21 protein-coding genes are annotated in these 18,501 nt (G+C 63.1%); 16 read left to right on the top strand and 5 right to left on the bottom strand.

Annotated elements, in window-relative coordinates:
- Positions 1 to 123: 123 nt before the first annotated feature.
- Entirely contained in the window at positions 124 to 1,653 is a 1,530-nt protein-coding gene (locus tag LB571_RS05195) for a putative bifunctional diguanylate cyclase/phosphodiesterase (RefSeq protein WP_224592720.1), read from the bottom strand.
- A 234-nt stretch (positions 1,654 to 1,887) separates the two neighbouring features.
- On the opposite strand from LB571_RS05195, the gene LB571_RS05190 reads away from it, so the two are divergent.
- On the top strand, positions 1,888 to 2,283 hold the full coding sequence (locus LB571_RS05190) for a cupin domain-containing protein (protein ID WP_140617749.1): 396 nt from the start codon (positions 1,888 to 1,890) through the stop codon (positions 2,281 to 2,283).
- Between the two features lie 72 nt (positions 2,284 to 2,355).
- Here the strand turns inward: LB571_RS05190 and LB571_RS05185 are convergent, their stop codons facing one another.
- Positions 2,356 to 3,558 carry a pyridoxal phosphate-dependent aminotransferase gene (locus LB571_RS05185; RefSeq protein WP_224529284.1) on the bottom strand — a complete coding sequence of 401 codons (1,203 nt, stop codon included), beginning with the start codon at positions 3,556 to 3,558 and terminating at the stop codon, positions 2,356 to 2,358.
- Positions 3,559 to 3,774: 216 nt separating this feature from the next.
- Between LB571_RS05185 and LB571_RS05180 the strand changes: the two genes are divergently transcribed.
- The 3 genes from LB571_RS05180 to LB571_RS05170 all read left to right on the top strand — a co-directional run bounded on the left by LB571_RS05180 (position 3,775) and on the right by LB571_RS05170 (position 6,214).
- Positions 3,775 to 4,671, top strand: a complete 897-nt coding sequence (locus LB571_RS05180) for an EAL domain-containing protein (protein WP_224592717.1) — start codon at positions 3,775 to 3,777, stop codon at positions 4,669 to 4,671.
- On the top strand, positions 4,668 to 5,522 hold the full coding sequence (locus tag LB571_RS05175; protein WP_140713721.1) for an EAL domain-containing protein: 855 nt from the start codon (positions 4,668 to 4,670) through the stop codon (positions 5,520 to 5,522). The genes LB571_RS05180 and LB571_RS05175 overlap by 4 nt, the downstream gene beginning before the upstream one ends.
- Before the next feature lie 83 nt (positions 5,523 to 5,605).
- Positions 5,606 to 6,214 carry a glutathione S-transferase family protein gene (locus tag LB571_RS05170; protein ID WP_015316173.1) on the top strand — a complete coding sequence of 203 codons (609 nt, stop codon included), beginning with the start codon at positions 5,606 to 5,608 and terminating at the stop codon, positions 6,212 to 6,214.
- A 249-nt stretch (positions 6,215 to 6,463) separates the two neighbouring features.
- Here LB571_RS05170 and LB571_RS05165 read toward each other — a convergent pair whose 3' ends face one another.
- Entirely contained in the window at positions 6,464 to 6,676 is a 213-nt protein-coding gene (locus LB571_RS05165; protein WP_015316174.1) for a cold-shock protein, read from the bottom strand.
- 275 nt (positions 6,677 to 6,951) lie between these two features.
- On the opposite strand from LB571_RS05165, the gene LB571_RS05160 reads away from it, so the two are divergent.
- On the top strand, positions 6,952 to 7,278 hold the full coding sequence (locus tag LB571_RS05160; RefSeq protein ID WP_224592714.1) for a hypothetical protein: 327 nt from the start codon (positions 6,952 to 6,954) through the stop codon (positions 7,276 to 7,278).
- Between the two features lie 23 nt (positions 7,279 to 7,301).
- Here LB571_RS05160 and LB571_RS05155 read toward each other — a convergent pair whose 3' ends face one another.
- Positions 7,302 to 7,871 (bottom strand): methylated-DNA--[protein]-cysteine S-methyltransferase, encoded by a 570-nt coding sequence (locus LB571_RS05155; protein ID WP_224592711.1) that lies wholly within the window; start codon positions 7,869 to 7,871, stop codon positions 7,302 to 7,304.
- A gap of 181 nt (positions 7,872 to 8,052) precedes the next feature.
- Between LB571_RS05155 and LB571_RS05150 the strand changes: the two genes are divergently transcribed.
- From LB571_RS05150 to LB571_RS05130, 5 genes are all read left to right on the top strand, one after another.
- Positions 8,053 to 8,985, top strand: a complete 933-nt coding sequence (locus tag LB571_RS05150) for a lytic transglycosylase domain-containing protein (RefSeq protein ID WP_224592708.1) — start codon at positions 8,053 to 8,055, stop codon at positions 8,983 to 8,985.
- 5 nt (positions 8,986 to 8,990) lie between these two features.
- Positions 8,991 to 9,479, top strand: a complete 489-nt coding sequence (locus LB571_RS05145) for a GNAT family N-acetyltransferase (protein WP_224592706.1) — start codon at positions 8,991 to 8,993, stop codon at positions 9,477 to 9,479.
- Positions 9,480 to 9,593: 114 nt separating this feature from the next.
- Positions 9,594 to 10,862 (top strand): ABC transporter substrate-binding protein, encoded by a 1,269-nt coding sequence (locus tag LB571_RS05140; RefSeq protein WP_224592703.1) that lies wholly within the window; start codon positions 9,594 to 9,596, stop codon positions 10,860 to 10,862.
- An 80-nt stretch (positions 10,863 to 10,942) separates the two neighbouring features.
- Positions 10,943 to 11,815 carry a carbohydrate ABC transporter permease gene (locus LB571_RS05135; protein ID WP_263484726.1) on the top strand — a complete coding sequence of 291 codons (873 nt, stop codon included), beginning with the start codon at positions 10,943 to 10,945 and terminating at the stop codon, positions 11,813 to 11,815.
- 1 nt (position 11,816) lies between these two features.
- The gene (locus tag LB571_RS05130) at positions 11,817 to 12,641 is read left to right on the top strand and encodes a carbohydrate ABC transporter permease (RefSeq protein ID WP_224592698.1); all 825 of its coding nucleotides are present in this window, start codon (positions 11,817 to 11,819) and stop codon (positions 12,639 to 12,641) included.
- A gap of 87 nt (positions 12,642 to 12,728) precedes the next feature.
- Here the strand turns inward: LB571_RS05130 and LB571_RS05125 are convergent, their stop codons facing one another.
- Positions 12,729 to 13,067, bottom strand: a complete 339-nt coding sequence (locus tag LB571_RS05125) for a hypothetical protein (RefSeq protein WP_224592695.1) — start codon at positions 13,065 to 13,067, stop codon at positions 12,729 to 12,731.
- 153 nt (positions 13,068 to 13,220) lie between these two features.
- On the opposite strand from LB571_RS05125, the gene LB571_RS05120 reads away from it, so the two are divergent.
- The 6 genes from LB571_RS05120 (at position 13,221) to LB571_RS05095 (ending at position 18,390) form a co-directional block, all read left to right on the top strand.
- Positions 13,221 to 13,964, top strand: coding sequence for a DUF899 family protein (locus tag LB571_RS05120; RefSeq protein WP_224592693.1), 744 nt, complete (start codon positions 13,221 to 13,223; stop codon positions 13,962 to 13,964).
- A 223-nt stretch (positions 13,965 to 14,187) separates the two neighbouring features.
- Positions 14,188 to 15,186, top strand: coding sequence for a YihY/virulence factor BrkB family protein (locus tag LB571_RS05115; RefSeq protein WP_224592691.1), 999 nt, complete (start codon positions 14,188 to 14,190; stop codon positions 15,184 to 15,186).
- Positions 15,187 to 15,315: 129 nt separating this feature from the next.
- Positions 15,316 to 15,873, top strand: coding sequence for a DUF4142 domain-containing protein (locus tag LB571_RS05110; RefSeq protein ID WP_224592688.1), 558 nt, complete (start codon positions 15,316 to 15,318; stop codon positions 15,871 to 15,873).
- A 305-nt stretch (positions 15,874 to 16,178) separates the two neighbouring features.
- Positions 16,179 to 16,643, top strand: a complete 465-nt coding sequence (locus LB571_RS05105) for a cupin domain-containing protein (RefSeq protein WP_224592686.1) — start codon at positions 16,179 to 16,181, stop codon at positions 16,641 to 16,643.
- Positions 16,644 to 16,884: 241 nt separating this feature from the next.
- The gene (locus LB571_RS05100; protein WP_140789581.1) at positions 16,885 to 17,277 is read left to right on the top strand and encodes a RidA family protein; all 393 of its coding nucleotides are present in this window, start codon (positions 16,885 to 16,887) and stop codon (positions 17,275 to 17,277) included.
- Positions 17,278 to 17,631: 354 nt separating this feature from the next.
- Complete coding sequence (locus tag LB571_RS05095) at positions 17,632 to 18,390, top strand: hypothetical protein (RefSeq protein ID WP_411961402.1); 759 nt, start codon at positions 17,632 to 17,634, stop codon at positions 18,388 to 18,390.
- The last annotated feature ends 111 nt before the right edge of the window (positions 18,391 to 18,501 follow it).

Here is an 18,501-nt window from a genome sequence, read left to right as displayed (position 1 = left end):
GTCCTGAGCGGCGGCCGGCCTGTTCGACCGTCGCGGGCGGTCTGTTTCGACCTGCCCGCGATTATCGTCCCACTTGTTTGCCGGCAGGGCAAGAAAAATAGGGAGCAGGCACGGCCGGCCGTCTCAGGCGCTGAGCGCGAGCGGTTCAACCGAGCGCCCGTCAAGCAGCGCGAGCTTGCCGCGAGGCACCGGCCTGCCGAAGAAATAACCTTGGAAGCGATTGCACCCGGCCGCCTTGGCGAGAGCGAATTCTTCTGCCGTCTCCACGCCTTCCGCCACGATGGTGACCTCCTGGATGCGCGCGATCTGCGCCAGCGCCGAGACGAATATCTGTGCTACCTGATCGTGAGCGAGGGCGCGGATGTAGGAGCGATCGATCTTGATGATATCGACGGGCAAGGTCTTCAGATAGTTGAAGCCGCAATGGCCGGTGCCGAAATCGTCGAGGGCGATGTGAAAGCCGAGGCCACGCAATGCTTCGAGGCGTCGCAGGATCTCGGGCGTGGCGGCGGTCGCCACCGTCTCGGTGATCTCGATGATGAACTGTGATGCCGACCGGCCAGTGTCCTTCAGCACGCGGTCGCACATGGTCACGATCTCGTCACGCTTGAGCTGCTCGCCGGAGACGTTGATGGAAATGCGGCGGCCGGCGAACTGGCCGATGTCGGCACAAGCCCGCTTGAACACCCATTCGCCGAGCATGTCGATCAACGTCGATCGCTCGGCGATCGCAATGAACTCGGCCGGCGCGATCAGCCCGCGAACCGGGTGGCGCCAGCGGATCAGCCCCTCGAACGCCTCGGTGGAACCGTCCGGGCCGACGATCGGCTGATAATGCAGTTCGAGTTCGCCCAGATAGACCGCGGCGCGCAATTCCCGTTCGACCAGCCGCCGGTAGCGCTTGTCGGACAGCATCTCCTCGTCGAAGACGGTGACGCGGCCACGGCCCGCCGCCTTGCTTTCATAAAGCGCCAGATCGGCAACCAGCATCAATTCCGTCGTGTTCGAGGCATGGGCCGGCGCCAGGGCGACGCCGATCGAAATGGAGAGCGGAATGGTCTTGCCTTCATGCGATTTGCCGGCGCGCATGGCATCCAGCAATCGTCTGACATCCTTGTTGATGGCCGCCAGGTCGCCATGGGGAATGATAACACCGAATTCGTCGCCGCCGAGGCGTCCTACCATGGCGCCGGCAAAGATGCGCTCCGCGGTCTTGACCAGATGCGCCAAGGTGAGGTCGCCGAACTGGTGTCCGAACGTGTCGTTCAACTGCTTGAAATGGTCGAGGTCGATCAAGAGCAAGGCTGCCTCGCGCCTGTCGCGCCTGGTGCCCAGGCCTTCGCGCAGCGCTTCGAGGAAATAGCGTCTCGTCGTGGCGCCGGTCATCGCATCCCTGGTGAGGAAATGATGTTTCTCGGCTTCCGCAGCGGCGGCCGACTGGAGACGATGGACGACGCTGCTGCGCATGTACATCAATGCCAGCAAGGCCAGGCTCGTGGCCAGGATCGAGATGGCGAAGGCACCGCCGGCTGACAGGTCTTGCGAGACGTCGAAAGCGCCAAGCACCGCCGCGCCGGTGCTGATCACGAGCAGCGACTGGATACCGCGATAGATCCGGCCGCTATGGTCCTTGATCGTCGCCAGTATGCTCATCCGCCAGCCCCCGCAATGCAGGCCAACGGCTAGTGCGCAGCCGTTAAGAAGACATTGAATTCCCGGGCATTTCGCTTGGCGGTCCCGTGCCGGCAAGTGTCATGGTTAAGAAATCAGGCCTTCGTCCAAGCGAGGTGACAAGGGCGGTTGCATCAGAGCCGATCCAGACCGAGAATGCGGCTCACTTCGCGGGCCGGCATCTCACCGGCAACCACCAGTTCCAGGGAACAGACGATGAAGATCATTGCTTGCGGCAGCGTGCCGACCGTTATAGCGCCGGAAAAATATTTCACCGGCCGGGTTCTGCAGACGCCAATCATCGAGAAGGAGCCGCCAGCGCGGCTCAGGGCCACGCTGGTCAGTTTCGAGCCCGGCGCGCGCACCCACTGGCACACGCATCCGCTTGGCCAGACGCTTTATGTCACCGCAGGCGCCGGCCTGGTCCAGACATGGGACGGGCCGATCCAGGAAATCAGGGCCGGTGACGTCATCTCCTTCGCGCCTGGCGAGAAGCATTGGCATGGCGCGGCGCCGAAATCGGCAATGACGCACATCGCCATGCAGGAGGCACTCGACGGCGTCCATGCCGACTGGCTGGAAGAGGTGACCGCGGCGCAATATGGCGGCTGATTGCCGTATCCCACAAAACCCGGCGCCAACGCCTGACAGCGGTGACGCCGGGGTTGTTTCGGATCTACCAGATCAGGTCAGCGATGCCGTGAAGCGCTGGATGCGCGTGCAGGCTTCCTCCAGCAGCGTCTCCGAGGTGGCGTAGGAGATGCGGAAGTTGGGGCCAAGGCCGAAGGCCGAGCCGAACACCACCGCGACGCCCTCGGCCTCGAGCAGTTCCGAGCAGAAGGCCTCGTCGCTGTCGATCATCTTGCCGGCCTTGGTCTTCTTCCCGATCAGCTGGGCGCAGGACGGATAGACATAGAAGGCGCCTTCCGGCGACGGGCAGGTGATGCCGCGCGCCTGGTTGAGCATCGAGACGACGAGGTCCCGCCTGCCTTGAAAGATCGCCTTGTTCTTGGCGATGAAATCCTGCGGGCCATTCAACGCCTCGACCGAAGCCCATTGCGCGATGGTGCAGGCGCCGGAGGTCTGCTGGCCCTGGATCATGTCCATCGCCTTGATCAGCTGGACGGGACCGGCGGCGTAGCCGATGCGCCAGCCGGTCATGGCATAGGCTTTCGAGACGCCGTTCATGGTCAGCGTGCGCTCGTAGAGCTTGGGCTCGACCTCGGCGATAGTCTTGAAGACGAAGTCGCCATAGGTCAGGTGTTCGTACATGTCGTCGGTCAGCGTCCAGACCTGCGGGTGCTTCAACAGCACGTCGGCGAGCGCCCGCAGTTCGGCCTCGCTATAGGCCGCGCCCGACGGGTTCGACGGCGAGTTCATCAGCAGCCATTTGGTCTTCGGTGTGATTGCCTTTTCCAGCACCGCCGGCGTCAGCTTGAAGCCATTGTCGATCGAGGTGTCGGCAAATACCGACGTGCCGCCGCAGATCGCCACCATTTCGGGATAGCTGACCCAGTAGGGGCGGGGGATGATGACCTCGTCGCCGGGGTTCAGCGTCGCCATGAAGGCGTTGAACAGGATCTGCTTGCCGCCGGTGCCGACGATGGTCTGCTCGGGCTTGTAGTCGAGATTGTTCTCGCGCTTGAATTTTTTCGCGATCGCCTCGCGCAGCGGCACGATGCCCGAAACCGGCGGGTATTTGGTCTCGCCACGGCGAATGGCCTCGATCGCCGCATTCTTGATGTTGTCGGGCGTGTCGAAATCGGGCTCGCCGGCGCCAAGGCCAATGATGTCCCGGCCGGCATTTTTCAGCTCGCGCGCTTTCTGCGTCACCGCGATGGTGGCGGAAGGCTTAACGCGGGAAAGGGTGTCGGCAAGAAAGGCCATGACCTTTTGTCTCTCCAAAGGATCGGCGCGGCCAGGAGCGGCCGCGGCGCTTCTCATGTCGCAACATTCCCGTCAGCGCAAGCCTTGTCGGCTGGGCCAGGTGGGGCGGCGCGGTCAATGAGGCGTGATCGGCAAAAGAAAGTTCATTAACGGGCGGTAGAGGCTTGCATGGCAGGATCGCGGTTCAATTCCGCCAGGTCGCGGAGCGAGGAACCTTTGTCGCGCAGCATCGGACTTGCCCATATCACCCGTCATAATGACGGCACCTCGAGTGGTGTCTGGGGCATTTATACGCTGCAAAGCGCTTTTCAGCCGATCTTTGCCTTCAACGAGGGCAAGCTTTCGGTTGCCGCCTTCGAAGGGCTGATCCGTCCGTTTCGCGACGGCGAGCCGCAATCGCCGATGAGCTTTTTTTCGACCTGTCCGGCGGCCGACCGTCTGCATGTCGAGGCGCTGACCAGGACGCTGCATCTGCTCAATGCCGGCGCCTGCCTGCCGCAAGAGGCGTCGATCTTCATCAATTTCGACCCGTCGGTGTTCACCGAGCGCGCTGTCGCCGACAATGCCTTGCGTGACATGCGGCTGGTGCTGCAGGAAGCCGGCATCGATCCGGGCCGCGTCGTTTGCGAGGTGACGGAGCAGAGATCGGCATCGCAGGAAACCCTGCACGGCTTCGTCGCCGCGCTCAGGGCCAACGGCTTCCGGATTGCCGTCGACGACTATGGCGCCGACGATTCCGACATCACCCGCGTCAAGGAATTGCGCCCCGACATCGTCAAGTTCGATGCGCACTGGATCACGCAACTGATGGAATCGGGCGCCGGTTTCGCGCTGCTGACATCCATGGTGAGGAGCTTCGAGGACCAGGGCATCCGCACGGTGTTCGAAGGCATCGAGGAAGGCTGGCAACTGGAGCTGGCGGAACGATCGGGCGCCTCGATGGTCCAGGGCTATGTGCTGGCTCGCCCAGAACTGGCGCCGACGAGTTTCCGCGCTTTCGGCCAGGGCAGTCCCGAGCCGGTTCCTCCTCCGAGCCATGCGTCCGCTCCCGCCGCCGTCGCGCCGCGCACCGGGCGGCCCGCAAAAGCCTTCGGGCGCAAGGTGGCGCCATGAGCGTCGAGCGGCGGCGCACCGTGGGCGATGCGATCTTCGTCGACGAGATCGGCATCGAATGTGGCATCCATGGCGACTTCCGCCTGCGCAGCGCCTACCAGCCGATCTACGCCCCGCGCGGCGGCAGCTTGCATCCGGTCGCCGTCGAGGGCCTGATCGAACCGCACCGCGCCGGCCGGCCGGTGTCGCCGCGGATGTTCTTCGACAGCGTCGCGGCTCCGGAGCGGCTGTACGTCGAAACAATGTGCCGGGTGCTGCATCTGAGGAATTTCCACAATATCGGGGTCGACGGGCTCGACCTGTTCTTCAATTACAATCCCCTGGTCAACGACCATGCTGGACGGGCGCTGGCCGAGATCCGGCTGATGAGCCGGCACCTCGACGAACTTGGCCTGGCTCCGGCAATGCTCGTGTGTGAAATCACCGAGCAGGCGGCGGACGATGCGCTGCTGGCCAGACTGGTGCGTGAAATGCGGCGCGACGGCATCCGCATCGCCATTGACGATTTCGGCACCGGCCATTCGACCGTGGAGCGGGTGAGCCTGCTTCAGCCCGACATCGTCAAGATCGATGGCGGCTGGTTCGCGGAATTCTGCCGCCACGCCGCCGCGGAACGCTTCTTCCGCCCGCTGGTGTCCAGCCTCCACGATCGCGGTGCCAAGGTGCTGGTCGAGGGCATCGAGCAGCCCACCCATTTGCGTGTCGCGCTCGAAGGCGGGGTCGATTTGCTGCAGGGCTTTCTGCTTGGGCGTCCGGCGCTGGCCGGCACCATCTTCAACGAAGAGCCGCTTGCCGTCGATGCGCTGCTGGGCTTCGACAACAAGGTCGTGCCATTGCATAAGCGGCGCTGATGGTCGCGCCAAAACAAATCATTGGTTGAGGATGGCGCCGCTGCGATAATCGGCTCGCAGAAGCAGCGCTCCGGGGAACCATGATGATACTTTACAGCATGATCGATAGCGGCAATTGCTACAAGCCGCGTTTGCTGATGGCCAAGCTCGGCCTGGCCTTCACCACTGTCGAGGTGAGTTCGCATACCGGCGATACGCGCAAGGCCGATTTCGTCGCCAAGAACCCGAACGCCATGGTGCCACTGCTGGAACTGGACGACGGCCGGCGGCTGGCAGAATCCAACGCCATCCTGCTCTATCTCGCCGAAGGCACACGCTTGCTGCCCGCGGACAAATATGAGCGCGGGCTCGCTTATCAGTGGCTGTTCTTCGAACAATACAGCCACGAGCCCTATATCGCCGTGCGCAAGGCGCTGCTGACCTTTCCGGAACGCGCAGCGGATGCCACGCCGGAGCGGCTGGCTGTGACGCTGGAGCGCGGCAACAAGGCGCTTGGCGTCATGAACACATATCTCGAAAACAACGCCTTCTTCGCCGGCCGCACATTCAGCATCGCCGACATCGCGCTCTATGCCTATACCCACACGGCGGAGCAGGGCGGGTTCCAGCTCGACGCCTATCCGGCGGTGGTCGCCTGGCTCGGCCGCGTGGAGGCGGACCCGGGGCATGTGCCGATCGAGTGGGTGGGGTAGGCGACGCAGGTGATTGGCGAAAGCGGCAACACAGCGTGATCTCTGAACCCCAGACAAATAAAAAGGCGGGATAAATCCCGCCTTCCCATTTCGGTAGCCTGATTGGGAGCGTCCGGTCCGGGCTGGCAGCTATCTGCTGTTCCAGCTTGTCGGGTCTTTCCGCTCCGGCGCGCTTCTCGCGCGACCGTCAGTACATCCGTGACTTGCCGCGCGCCCCGAACTCTCGTCCGGCGCGCGCCATTTTCAAAATCAGGCTGCCTTGCTCAGAGAACCAGCGGACGACTTGCCAGTGCGGCGGTCCTGCTCGATCTCGAAGTTGATCTTCTGGCCTTCGACCAGGGTCGACAGTCCAGCGCGCTCGACAGCCGAGATGTGGACGAAAACGTCCGCGCCGCCGCTGTCAGGCTGGATGAAGCCGAAACCCTTGGTGGCGTTGAACCACTTGACCGTTCCAGTTGCCATAAAAATAGTCCTTCACATTTGCTTTGGTATGACCGGACCGAAGTCCAGCCGGTGTGCATCGAGATTTTGGAGATAGACGTCAGCAAACGCGAAGATCGCGAGGCCCGGATCGATCGGCCGAAATATCAATGGGGCTGATATAGGCTGCTTTCGCACAAAAAACAAGACTGCGTGAAAACGTCGTGATCCGGGGCCGCCCAACGGCCGCCCCAATCTGGTGAAACCGTGGCACAAGATCGTGCCGTCCCGGGCGGCGGATCGAGGGGAGAGCGACCATGAAAACCATCCTGCTTGCCGCCTGCCTCACGCTGGTGGCCGCCCAGGCGCAGGCGATCTCGCGCTACGACCCGACACGTTTGAGCTGCGGCAAGGTCCAGTCGACGATCGCGCGCCAAGGTGCGGTTATCCTTCGCTATCGGTCGAAGCGGGTGCCGGGGCTGCCGCTCTATGACCGCTATGTGCAGAGCCAGCAGTTCTGCACCATGGGCGAGGTGCGGACACGCGCCTATGTGCCGAGCGCCGACACCAAGTCCTGTCCGGTGTACAACTGCAAGCGGCCGGACAATGAGCATTTCAGGCATCGATTCATCCGGCGCCATTAGCACCCGGGAGCGGCTTACTGCTCTCAAAAGCCGAAGGACACCTGCGCCGGCGGCGGCGGGCCGACATGCACGCCTTCCATGGCCAGCATCTTTTCCTTGGTGGTCGAGCCGCCGGGCGCCGAGAAGCCGCCGATCTTGCCGCCGGCGGCAAGGATGCGGTGGCACGGGATGACCAGCGGCACCGGATTGGCACCCAAGGCGGCCCCGGTTTCACGCGGCAGGCCGGCATGGCCGGCGCGCTTGGCGAGTTCGCCATAGGTAGTGGTTTCGCCGTAGCCGAGTTTTCGTGCCGCGTCGTAGATGGCGAGGCGGAAATCGTCGATGCCGTCGAGATCGACGGGAAAGCCGGTGAAATCGACGTCCTCGCCCGCTGCGTAAGCCTTGATCGAGGCGATCAGTTCGAACACCCATGACGGCTGGGCCGTGGAGGCGGAAATGCCGGCATGGCGCATCAGCCGCCGCTCCACCGCTTCGCGGCTGCGTTCGGGCAGGCAAAGCCGGATCAGGCCCTTTTCGCTCCAGGCGATGCCCATGAAACCGATCACTGTTTCTAACACTGCGTGGCCGGCCGTGATCGAAGATGTCGTTTCCATGCTGCACTCCTTTCCGCAAAGCGGCGAAATCCGGGATTCCTGCCGGTACATATCAGGAACAATATGGCATCGCTGCCTACATCGCGCCACCCGAAAACCACCAGATGGCCCCGATTGCTACCCAGGAATCACTGGTGTAAGGAAAATCTTAACACCCGACAAACCGGACACCGAACGCGGCTTGCCAGCAAAACAAACCCTTATCGCCATCGGCGTGATCGTGGCGGCTGCCGGCATCAGCGGCTGCACCTCGACCTCGCAAATGAAGGCCGCGCCGTCGCTGACCGAAACCGCGACCGTCGCCGGCAGCGATGCCGGCTTCACCATCCCCTTGCCGGAGACGGTTTCGGTGCTGCCGCAATCCTCCGGAATCAGCCCCGTCCAGACCGCCGACTCGACCCCCAGCCCGGCCACGCCTGCCCTCGATGCCGTCGCCCAGCCGGCCGCGGCGACCGCGGCCTTTGCCGGGGCGACCCCAACCGCGCCTGCCGTGCCCGCCGTGATGGCCGCCAATGCCTGGCAGGCGCCGGCCCCGGCGAAAGCCGGCCGACCGATCCAGTCGGCGGAGACCTATACGACCGCCGGGCTCATCGTGCCGGCGGTTGCCAAGGGCGGCCAGAAACTGCCTGGCGTGCAGCAGGTGGCCTATGTCGTGCCGCAGAACCCTGCCGCCCTGGTGCAGTTCCCGTCGGAGCCGGTCGAGCCGGAGCAGCATGCGACCGGCATGCGCGGCGACGTCGACCGGCTGATCGTCAAATACGCCGCCTTCTACCAGGTGCCGGTCGATCTGGTGCGCCATGTCGTCAACCGCGAAAGCACCTATAATCCCAAGGCCTACAATAACGGCCATTGGGGGCTGATGCAGATCAAGCACGCGACGGCGCGCGGCATGGGCTATGATGGGCCGGCCAAGGGCCTGTTCGACGCCGAGACCAACCTCAAATACGCGGTCAAATATCTGCGCGGCGCCTGGCTGGTGTCCAACGGCAACGCCAAGAAGGCCGACTGGCTCTACCAGACCGGCTATTATTTCGACGCCAAGCGCAAGGGCCTGCTCGAGGCGACCGGCCTCGGCGTCGACCGCAAGCGCGGGCGCCTTCAGCCCGACGCCTGAGCGCGATGCCCGAACCGCGCCCGCCGGCTCCGAACGACATCCGGCTGCGCAAGATCCTCGACGAGACACTCGTTCCACCGCATTGGCCGGACGACTTCGTCATGCGCTCGTTCGAGCGCGGCGACGCGCTGCCCCTGCATGCGTTGCTGGGCGAAGTGTTCGACGACGGCACGGACGGCCCCTTCGACGAATGGTGGCCGCGCATATCCGAAGATCCCCAATTCGACCCGGCGCTGTGTTTCCTCGTTATCGACGCCAAGGGCAGGCTGGCGGCGGCTGCACTGTGCTGGAGCTCGGCGTTCGTCAAGGATCTGGCCGTTCATCCCGAGGCGCGCGGCAAGGGTGTCGGCGAAGCGCTGATGTGGCACGCCTTCGCCATTTTTCGCGACCGGGGCGCGGCCCATGTCGACCTCAAGACCAATACGCTCGAGAACCCCGCCGCCGTGCGGCTTTACGAGCGGCTGGGCATGAGGCCCGTCGCCTGGGAAGGCTGACTGGCGACGATGGCTGTTCGGGAACCCAAGGCGCTGCTCCGCATTCAATGAACGGTGGGGTCTGACCGGCTGCCGGTGCCGTGCGCCGCCGGCTGCCAAGGGAGATCCACCGCGATGAAGCTTTTCCACGCATTGCTGGCGTTGAGCGTCGTTGTCGTGCTCGCGGCGGGTCCGGCGCGCGCGGTCGAGCTGTCGATCGTGTCGGGCGACACCGGCAACGGCCTCAAGGTGCTGCGCGAGATCCTCGACCGCTATGAGAAGGAGAGCGGCGACATGGTCACCATCGTCGCCATGCCGTCGTCCGGGACCGACCAGTTCGGCCAGTACAGGCTGTGGCTCGCCGCCGGCAACAGCGACGTCGATGTCTACCAGACCGATGTCATCTGGGCGCCGCAGCTCGCCAGCCAGTTCGTCGACCTGACCCAGGCGACCAGGGATGTCGTGGCCAAGCATTTCCCGTCGATCATCCAGTCGCAGACCGTCGACGGCAGGCTGGTGGCGCTGCCGATCTTCACCGATGCGCCGGCGCTCTACTACCGCAAGGACCTGCTCGACAAATACGGCGCCAAGGTGCCGGCCACCTGGAAGGAGCTGGGCGACACCGCCAGGCTGGTGATGGACAAGGAGCGGGCGTCGGGCAACAGGGATATCTGGGGTTTCGTCTTCCAAGGCAACGCCTATGAGGGGCTGACCTGCGACGCGTTCGAATGGGTGGTGTCGAATGGCGGCGGCCATATCGTCGAGCCGGATGGCGCGATTTCCATCAACAACCCCCAGGCGGCGGCCGCGCTCGACATGGCCAAGGCCTGGATCGGCACCATCGCCCCGCCCGGCGTGCTCGCCTACCAGGAAGAGGAGGCGCGCGGCGTGTGGCAGACCGGCAATGCGGTCTTCATGCGCAACTGGCCCTATGCCTATGCGCTGGGCAACAGCCAGGGGTCGCCGATCAAGGGCAAGTTCGATGTCGCACCGCTGCCGGCGGGCACGGGCGAGGGCGCCCGGCCGGCCGCGACGCTCGGCGGCTGGAACCTCGCGGTCTCGAAATATTCCAAGCACCCGGATGCGGCGATCAAGCTGGTCAAGTTCATCGCCTCGCCGGCAATGCAGAAATACCGCACGCTCAAGACCGCCAACCTGCCGACCATCCAGGCGCTCTATGACGATGCCGACATCGCCCGGCAACAGCCGATCATTCCACACTGGAAAGAGGTCTTCCTCAATGCCGGGCCTCGGCCCTCGGCGGTGACCAGGAACAAGTACAACGAGGCGTCGAGCCAGTTCTGGAACGCCGTCCACAAGACCTTGTCCGGCGAGGGCAGTGCCGCCGACAATCTGGCCGATCTCGAAGCGACGCTGACCCGGCTGAAAGGCAAGGGCTGGTGAGCGCGCACCCGGCCGATGCGCGCCCTGGTTCGAGCCTGACGCGCCAGCGTGCGCGCTCGGCATGGCTGTTCCTGGCGCCGATGCTTGTGGTGCTCGCCGCCGCTGCCGGCTGGCCGCTGGCGCGCACGGTCTATTTCAGCTTCACCGATGCCTCGCTGTCAGACCTCGACGCCCGCCAATGGGTCGGCCTGGCCAACTATGTCTCGGTGCTGCGCATGCCGAGCGGGCGGGTCATCTATGACGGGCTGCTTCTCGACCCGGTCTGGTGGGGCGCCGTGTGGAACACCGTGCGGTTCGCGGTGGTTTCAGTGACCTGCGAGACGATCCTCGGCATGGTCGTCGCCCTGGTGCTCAACGCCGAATTCCCCGGCCGCGGCGTCGTCAGGGCGGCGATCCTCATCCCCTGGGCGATCCCGACCATCGTCTCGGCGAAGATGTGGCAGTGGATGCTGAACGACCAGTTCGGCATCATCAATGTCGTGCTCGTCAACCTCGGGGTGATCGACCACAAGATCGCCTGGACCGCCAGCGCCGACACGGCGATGGCGGCGGTGCTGATCGTCGACATCTGGAAGACGACGCCCTTCATGGCGCTGCTGATCCTTGCCGCGCTGCAGATGCTGCCGCGCGAGATCATCGAGGTCGCCAGGCTGGACGGCGCCAATCCCTGGCAGATCTTCTGGCGGGTGACCTTGCCGCTGATCCGCCCGGCGGTGATGGTGGCGGTGATCTTCCGGGCGCTCGATGCGCTGCGCATCTTCGACCTGATCTATGTGCTGACGCCCAACAATGCGCACACCAAGTCGATGTCGGTGTTCGCCCGCGAGAACCTGTTCGAGTTCGACAAGTTCGCCTATGGCTCGGCCGCGTCGACCTTGCTCTTCCTCATTCTCGCTCTGCTCACCATGCTCACCATCCGCATCGGCCGGCTAAGCCTGGACGGAGGCCGCTGAGATGTGGCTGCTGAAGCGCATGGGTTTTTATCTGCTGGTCGGAGCAATCGTGCTGATCGCCTTGTTCCCGTTCTATTACGCCATCGTCACCAGCCTGAAATCGGGGACCGAGCTGTTCCAGGCCGACCTGTGGCCGAAGGTGCCCAACCTCGGCAATTATCGCAACGTGCTGTCCGAAGGCGCCTTCCTGCGCAACCTGCTGAACTCGCTGGTGGTTTCAGGCGCGGTGGTGGCGCTATCGCTGTTCCTCGGCGTCACCGCGGCCTACGCGCTGGCGCGTATCCGTTTTCGCGGCCGCTCGGCATTGCTGTTCGCCATCCTGTCGGTCTCGATGTTTCCGCAGGTGGCGGTGCTGGCCGGGCTGTTCGAGCTGGTGCGGCTGTTCGGCCTCTACAATTCGCTCCTCGCGCTGATCTTCTCCTACATGATCTTCACGCTGCCGTTCACCGTCTGGGTGCTCACCGCTTTCGTGCGCGACCTGCCGGTGGAGGTCGAGGAGGCGGCGATCCTCGATGGCGCGACGCCGTGGATCATCATCACGCGCATCTTCCTGCCGCTGATGTGGCCGGCGCTGGCGACCACCGGGCTGCTGGCCTTCATCGGTGCCTGGAACGAGTTCCTGTTTGCGCTGACCTTCACCTCCAACGACGCGCGGCGGACCGTGCCGGTGGCGATCGCGCTGCTTTCGGGCAATTCGCAGTTCGAAATCCCCTGGGGCAACATCATGGCCGCCTCGGTGATCGTCACGGTGCCGCTGGTAATGCTGGTGCTGGTCTTCCAGCGCAAGATCGTCTCCGGCCTCACCGCCGGCGGGGTCAAGGGGTGAGGAGTGGTCGGCGAAGCCGATCAATCGACAACGATTTGTCGATTGAAGCGACGAACGCCCGAAGCCATAGCGGAGGGCAGGGCATCCTCAGATATCGGGCGCGTTGCCGATTTTCTGCTTGATCTCCAGCGCCCAGGCGCGGCCCTCGTCGCCACCCCATAAGAGCCAGGCGATGGTGCCGGCCGAAGGGTTTTCTTCATTGCCGTAATTCTTGCCGCGCTTGTCGACCTCGTGGCGGGCGAAGTAGCTGACCATGCGGCGGATGGTGGAAGGCGCCAGCTTCTCCCGGTTCTTCAGCTCAGTCGCCCGCGTCACGCCGATCTCGGTGCCGCCACGGCCGAACTGCTTGCGCAGCCGCAGGCCCTTGGCGGCATTGTCGGCCACCACTTGCGGGCAGCGCAGGTCGATCTCGTCGGCTTCGTGCATTCTTCTCTCCACTCGCAGCTGTAGCCGATAACGGGGATGTGGCAAGGCCGGGCCTGTCCCGATGCGAAATGTCGGGACCGGTTCCGGCCAAACGTCCTTGGGTCGCAGAGCAACCGCGCCGGGACGCCGGCGCGCGGAACCAAGGAGCCGATCATGATCACCTTTCCCAACGAATCCGCCAGATACCGCACCGCGCGCGAAAAGCTGCTGAAGAAGGAAATCGAGCTGCGCCGGGCCATGGAAGCCGTGGCCGAGGCACGTCGCGCGCTGCCGCCGGGCGGGCTGGTGCCGCAGGATTATGTATTCGACGGGCTCGATGCCGCCGGCAAGCCCGCCAGGATAAAGCTGTCGGAGCTGTTCGCGCCCGGCAAGAACACGCTGATCCTCTACAATATGATGTTCCCGCGCCATCCGCGGGAGACGCGCGACGTCGCGGCCAGCGGCGGTACCGCGAAGCTCGCCCGGCCCGACCAGCCATGCCCGTCCTGCACCGCCCTGCTCGACCAGTTCGACGGCGCGGTCGGCCATCTCGAAGCGGCCGGCTTCAACTTCGCCGTGGTGGCCAAGACGGCGCTGGAAAACCTCGTCACGCTCGGCCGCGATCGCGGCTGGCGCAACATGCGGCTGGTGTCGTCGGCCAACAACAGCTTCAAGCGCGACTACAATGCCGAGGATGCGGACGGTGCGCAGATCCCGCTGCTGTCGGTGTTCCACCGCGACGCTGACGGCATCAGGCATTTCTGGTCGTCGGAACTCGGCTTCGCACCGACCGAGCCCGGCCAGGACCCGCGCGCCATCGGCACCTGCGAGATCCTGTGGAACCTGATGGATTTCACGCCGGAAGGCCGGCCGAATTTCGGCGAGCAACTGCAATATGGCGAGGCGTGCTGCCACTGAGGACGCTCAGTCCGCACGCTTCAGTTCGGAGTGGCTCTTCAGCACGTGGTCGCCGTAGGCCTGTTCGATGAGGTAGGGGGCTCGTCGGATGCCTTGCGTTTGACCAGTGTCCTTGATCCCGCGCTTCACGTGGCTGCTGGAACTCTCGCTCAAGTCGGCCGGAACATCGGAAGATCCGCTGCATTGATAGGAGACGGTTTGCGACCCGCTTCACGGATTAGACGTGCGCCCTGCAATTAAAGACGTATGGGACTTGGTGCGAGAAAGCGTGGTTGGCTTTGTCAACGACAATGCCCTTAGCCATGGCGCGGCAATGGCGTTTTATGCCGCCACGTCGCTGGCCCCGGTCCTGATAATCGTCGTTGCGATAGCCGGCATCGCTTTTGGTCATGACGCGGCACAGTTGGCCTTGTCTGCTCAGATATCGGGGCTGATGGGCCGGGAAAGCGCGGCGCTGCTTCAGACGGCGCTCGAAGGGGCATCCAGCAAATCATCGGGGACCCTGGCGGCCCTCATCGGCGTGGCCACGCTGCTCGTCACCGCCTCCGCGGTGTTTGGCGAGATGCAGCAGGCCCTGAATGCAATATGGAAGGTTGAAGCGAAAGGGGATTCGCTGTCGCGTCTCTTGCGCGCGCGTGCGGCAAGTCTGGGCCTGGTCGCCGCCCTTGGCTTTATGTTGCTGGTATCCCTGGCGGCGAGCGCGGCGATCTCGGCTCTGGGCAGCGTGATCGGCGCTTATCTGCCGTTCGGCCAATTTGTTCTGAGCGCCATCAACACCCTGATTTCCTTTTCCCTGATCTCTGTGATGTTTGCCGCGATCTACAAAGTGCTGCCGGACCGTGCCTTGCAATGGCGGGATGTCGGGATCGGTGCCGTGGTGACCGCCGCTCTGTTCACGTTGGGAAAGTCGCTTATCGGCTGGTATATCGGCACGAGTGCGATCGCATCGTCCTATGGTGCGGCCGGAGGGCTGCTCGTCATACTGCTCTGGGTCTATTATTCATCGGAAATCTTTCTGCTCGGTGCGGAGTTGACGCGCGCCTATTCCGTTCGACGGGGGAGCAGGTCCGACCTGGACGGGTTGGTTCAAAATGCTCCGGCTCCGGAAAGCCTTGTTCCAATGCACCGAAGCCCCGGCTCTTCGGGCTTGGTCCCCTTGTTGGCGGTGGCGTGCGTGAGCGCGACGATGACAGCCTTTCTGCTGGGGCCTCGCCGCCCTTAGGGAGAGATCCTGCCGTGGTCGCAAGGCTGCTTTCCCTTCTACGGCGCGATGAGAAGGATGCGGCTGGCAACCTCGCCGCATCTGCGGCGTTGGACTCCTCGAGGGAACCATTCCGATCGGAGACGCCAGATGAAAATGCTCCTGACCATGGTCGCCGTCGCGCTGACCGCCGTCGCGCCCGCCGCCCTTGCCCAGACGAACGGCACCAATTCGAACGCCGTCGCGCCCATGTTGCCCGACAGCAAGGTCGACACCCCGACCTTTGTCGGCGCAGTGCCCAGTGCCAATGAATTCGAGATCCAGTCGAGCCAGCTGGCCGAACAGAAATCCGCCTCGGCCGACGTCAAGGCCTTCGCCGCCCAGATGATCAAGGACCACACCAAGGCCGGCGAGGACTTCAAGCAGGCGCTGAGCAAAGGGCAGACCACCGCCTCGATCAAGCCCGCCGGACCCGCGCTGCAGCCCAAGGACCAGCAGATGCTGGACCAGCTCAAAGCCGCCAGCGGCAAGGCGTTCGACCAGAAATACGTCATGATGCAGACCGAGGCCCACAAGCAGGCGGTCGCCCTGTTCAGCACCTATGCGAAATCGGGCGACGACCCCGCGCTGAAGGAATTCGCCAAGAAGACGCTGCCGACGCTGAAGATGCACGAGAAGCACGTGAAGGAGCTCGGCGCGGCGCATTAGGGGGGCGGTGGCCAGGGCGAGAACGGTTCGAGATCCGCGCTCTACGGCCGCCCCCCCTGTCCTGCCGGACATCTCCCCTCAAGTGGGGAGATTGGCGGCTTCGGCGCCGGCTCTCTTCCTGGCGCTGTTGAAAATTGGCGAGAGCAGCGACAACAGCCAATCTCCCCCAAGAGGGGGAGATGTCCGGCAGGACAGAGGGGGGCGCCGTAGGGCGCTACGTCGGTACGCCCAGGCAAAACGCGCAACTTGGCCCTGTGCCTTCACCGGCCATGCGCTACACTGCCGCCTCACCTCGGGAGCACCCCATGCCCAAGATCGACCTCGCATCCGTGCCCGTGCGCAAGGGCTCGGGCTACCCCGCACCCTTCGACGCCCCTTGCGCCGACCGTACGCGCCGGCGCCTCGGCGATGCCGGCGGGCTTACCGATTTCGGCGTCAACCTGATGACATTGCCACCCGGCGGCTGGTCGAGCCAGCGTCACTGGCACAGCCACGAGGACGAGTTCGTCTATGTGCTGGAAGGCGAACTGGTGCTGGTCGAGGATGGCGGCGAGACGCTGCTCAAGGCCGGCGACAGTGCTGCCTTCGCCAAGAACAGCGGCAATGGCCACCATATGATCAACCGCTCGCCGGTTACGGCGCGCTACCTGGAAGTCGGCTCGCGCTCTCCGGACGATGTCATCACCTGCTCCGACATCGACATGATGAGCCCGAGTTCGGACGGGCGCTTCCTGCACAAGGACGGCACGCCCTATCCGGGGCAGGGGTAGGGCTGGACCATGCGTCGGCGCTGGCATTCCGCCCGTGCCGGGATAAGCTGCCAATAACCGCGGGAGTCGGCGCCAGCCCCCTCATCCGGCCGCTTCGCGTCCACCTTCTCCCCAGCTGGGGAGAAGAGATTGGCGCTGGCGCTCGTAATCTCCTCTCCCCTCTGGGGAGAGGTCAGCCGAGCGAAGCGGAGGCTGGGTGAGGGGGGTTGGCGCCAGCCCTGCCAACCCAGGGAGGACACCCATGAAAAAAGAAGTCATCGAAGTGCCCGTCATGTCGGACAAGGTGCGGGCGCTCGGCCTGCCCTGTTCGACGGCGGTGAGGGCCAATGGTTTCGTGTTCATCTCGGCGACGCCGCCGGTGGACATGGTGACCGGCGAGATGGTGCGCGGCGACATCGAGGTCCAGACCGAAGCATCACTGAAGGCGCTGAAACACTGCCTGGAAGCGGCCGGCACCTCGCTGGAAAACGTCGTGATGGTGCGCATCTACGCGGTCAATTCCGGCTTCTACAACGCGATAAACAGGGTGTATGCCCGGTATTTCAACGTGAACCCACCGGCGCGGAGTTTCGTGCCGGTGGCGTCCTGGCCGATGGAGTTTGATATCGAGATTGAGTGTGTGGCGGTGGGGTGAGGGGAATTGTCTCCTGCACTGATCAAAGGGTCAGAACGGTTGAGCCGACGCGGGATGTCGCCAACATGCGAATAATTTGCGCCTATTAACTGGAAAAGTGCCTTAATGGGTTCCGATCTTTTTCGTCAAAAGATACACAACCATGTGTCGTTCGCTGATTGTGTAGACTCAGGTTTGTGCAGCTAGAACGTATTAGGACGTATATTGAGTTCATATCTGCAAATAGCTGAGGAGATTCTGAGTGCCGCCAGGCGACCGCTCAGCGCACGTGCGATTCTCCGCTTAGGATATCTGCAGGGCCTTGTACCTCAGCATCTCTATGGGAGGACGCAGCATAAAACTCTGCAGGCACGCTTGAGCGAAGACATACTTCAACGACGAGATCAAAGTACGTTCTTTAGAACCAGGCCCGGCCAATTTTTTCTTAGGAAATTTTTGACCGATCCGTCACTTCCTATCGACTATCGAACGCCCATGGTGGCCAGACGTAGAACCCGGGAGCTTCTCGGGCATTCCGCATTGGCAATGCATTCTAACAATCTTGCCTCGCTGATTGGCAAAGGTGAAAAAATTTCACCCAGAGTCCTTACTCAAGCTTTCGAAAAAGGTCAGTTTGAATACGTGGACCCTAGGCGTGATTCTAACGATAGAGTCTTGGTTTGGTCGCTTGCGACAGTAGTGCGAGATCGTTATGTCCTCGGCTATCGGACGGGAAGGTATCGCGATGACCGCGATCAGTTTGCATCGAAGAGATCCATTTTCTTTTCCACTTTGGTCAGCGAGGACGATAGAACGCTATTCGACCTTGACGGGCTTGGAATCGCTAATAGTGCGCTTGCGGCTGCAGCTGTTGACCTTGATATTTCGCCTATGTTGTGCTCACCGGAGCACGATGATTTTCGACACTCTTTGAAGTTCTTTGTAGTAGCGGACGGGAAATCTGTAAAAGACGTACTTCTGGCGGTGGTTGAGATAGTGGCCCCTGACTGGTTTGAGCCAACAAGCAGAAAACTATCATTGAATCACCTTCATTGGATTGATATGTCGGTTCCTCAGAATAATATTGCAGATTTTGACCCTTGGTCTCAAAAAATATTGGCGTTATATTCCTAGTCTAATGTCGAGAGCGACGTATCTTAATGGTCCCGCGTATCTTCCAGCGTGCGGAAATTTCCTATCTCAAAAACGAGATAGGATCCGGATCCAACGCGCGCGCTAAGGCGG

The organism is Mesorhizobium sp. BR1-1-4 (genome assembly GCF_020165375.1).
In the GTDB taxonomy this organism is placed as follows: domain Bacteria; phylum Pseudomonadota; class Alphaproteobacteria; order Rhizobiales; family Rhizobiaceae; genus Mesorhizobium; species Mesorhizobium australicum.
The sequence above is the reverse complement of the archived record's forward strand: the minus strand, read 5'-3'. Positions and strand labels throughout refer to the sequence as shown.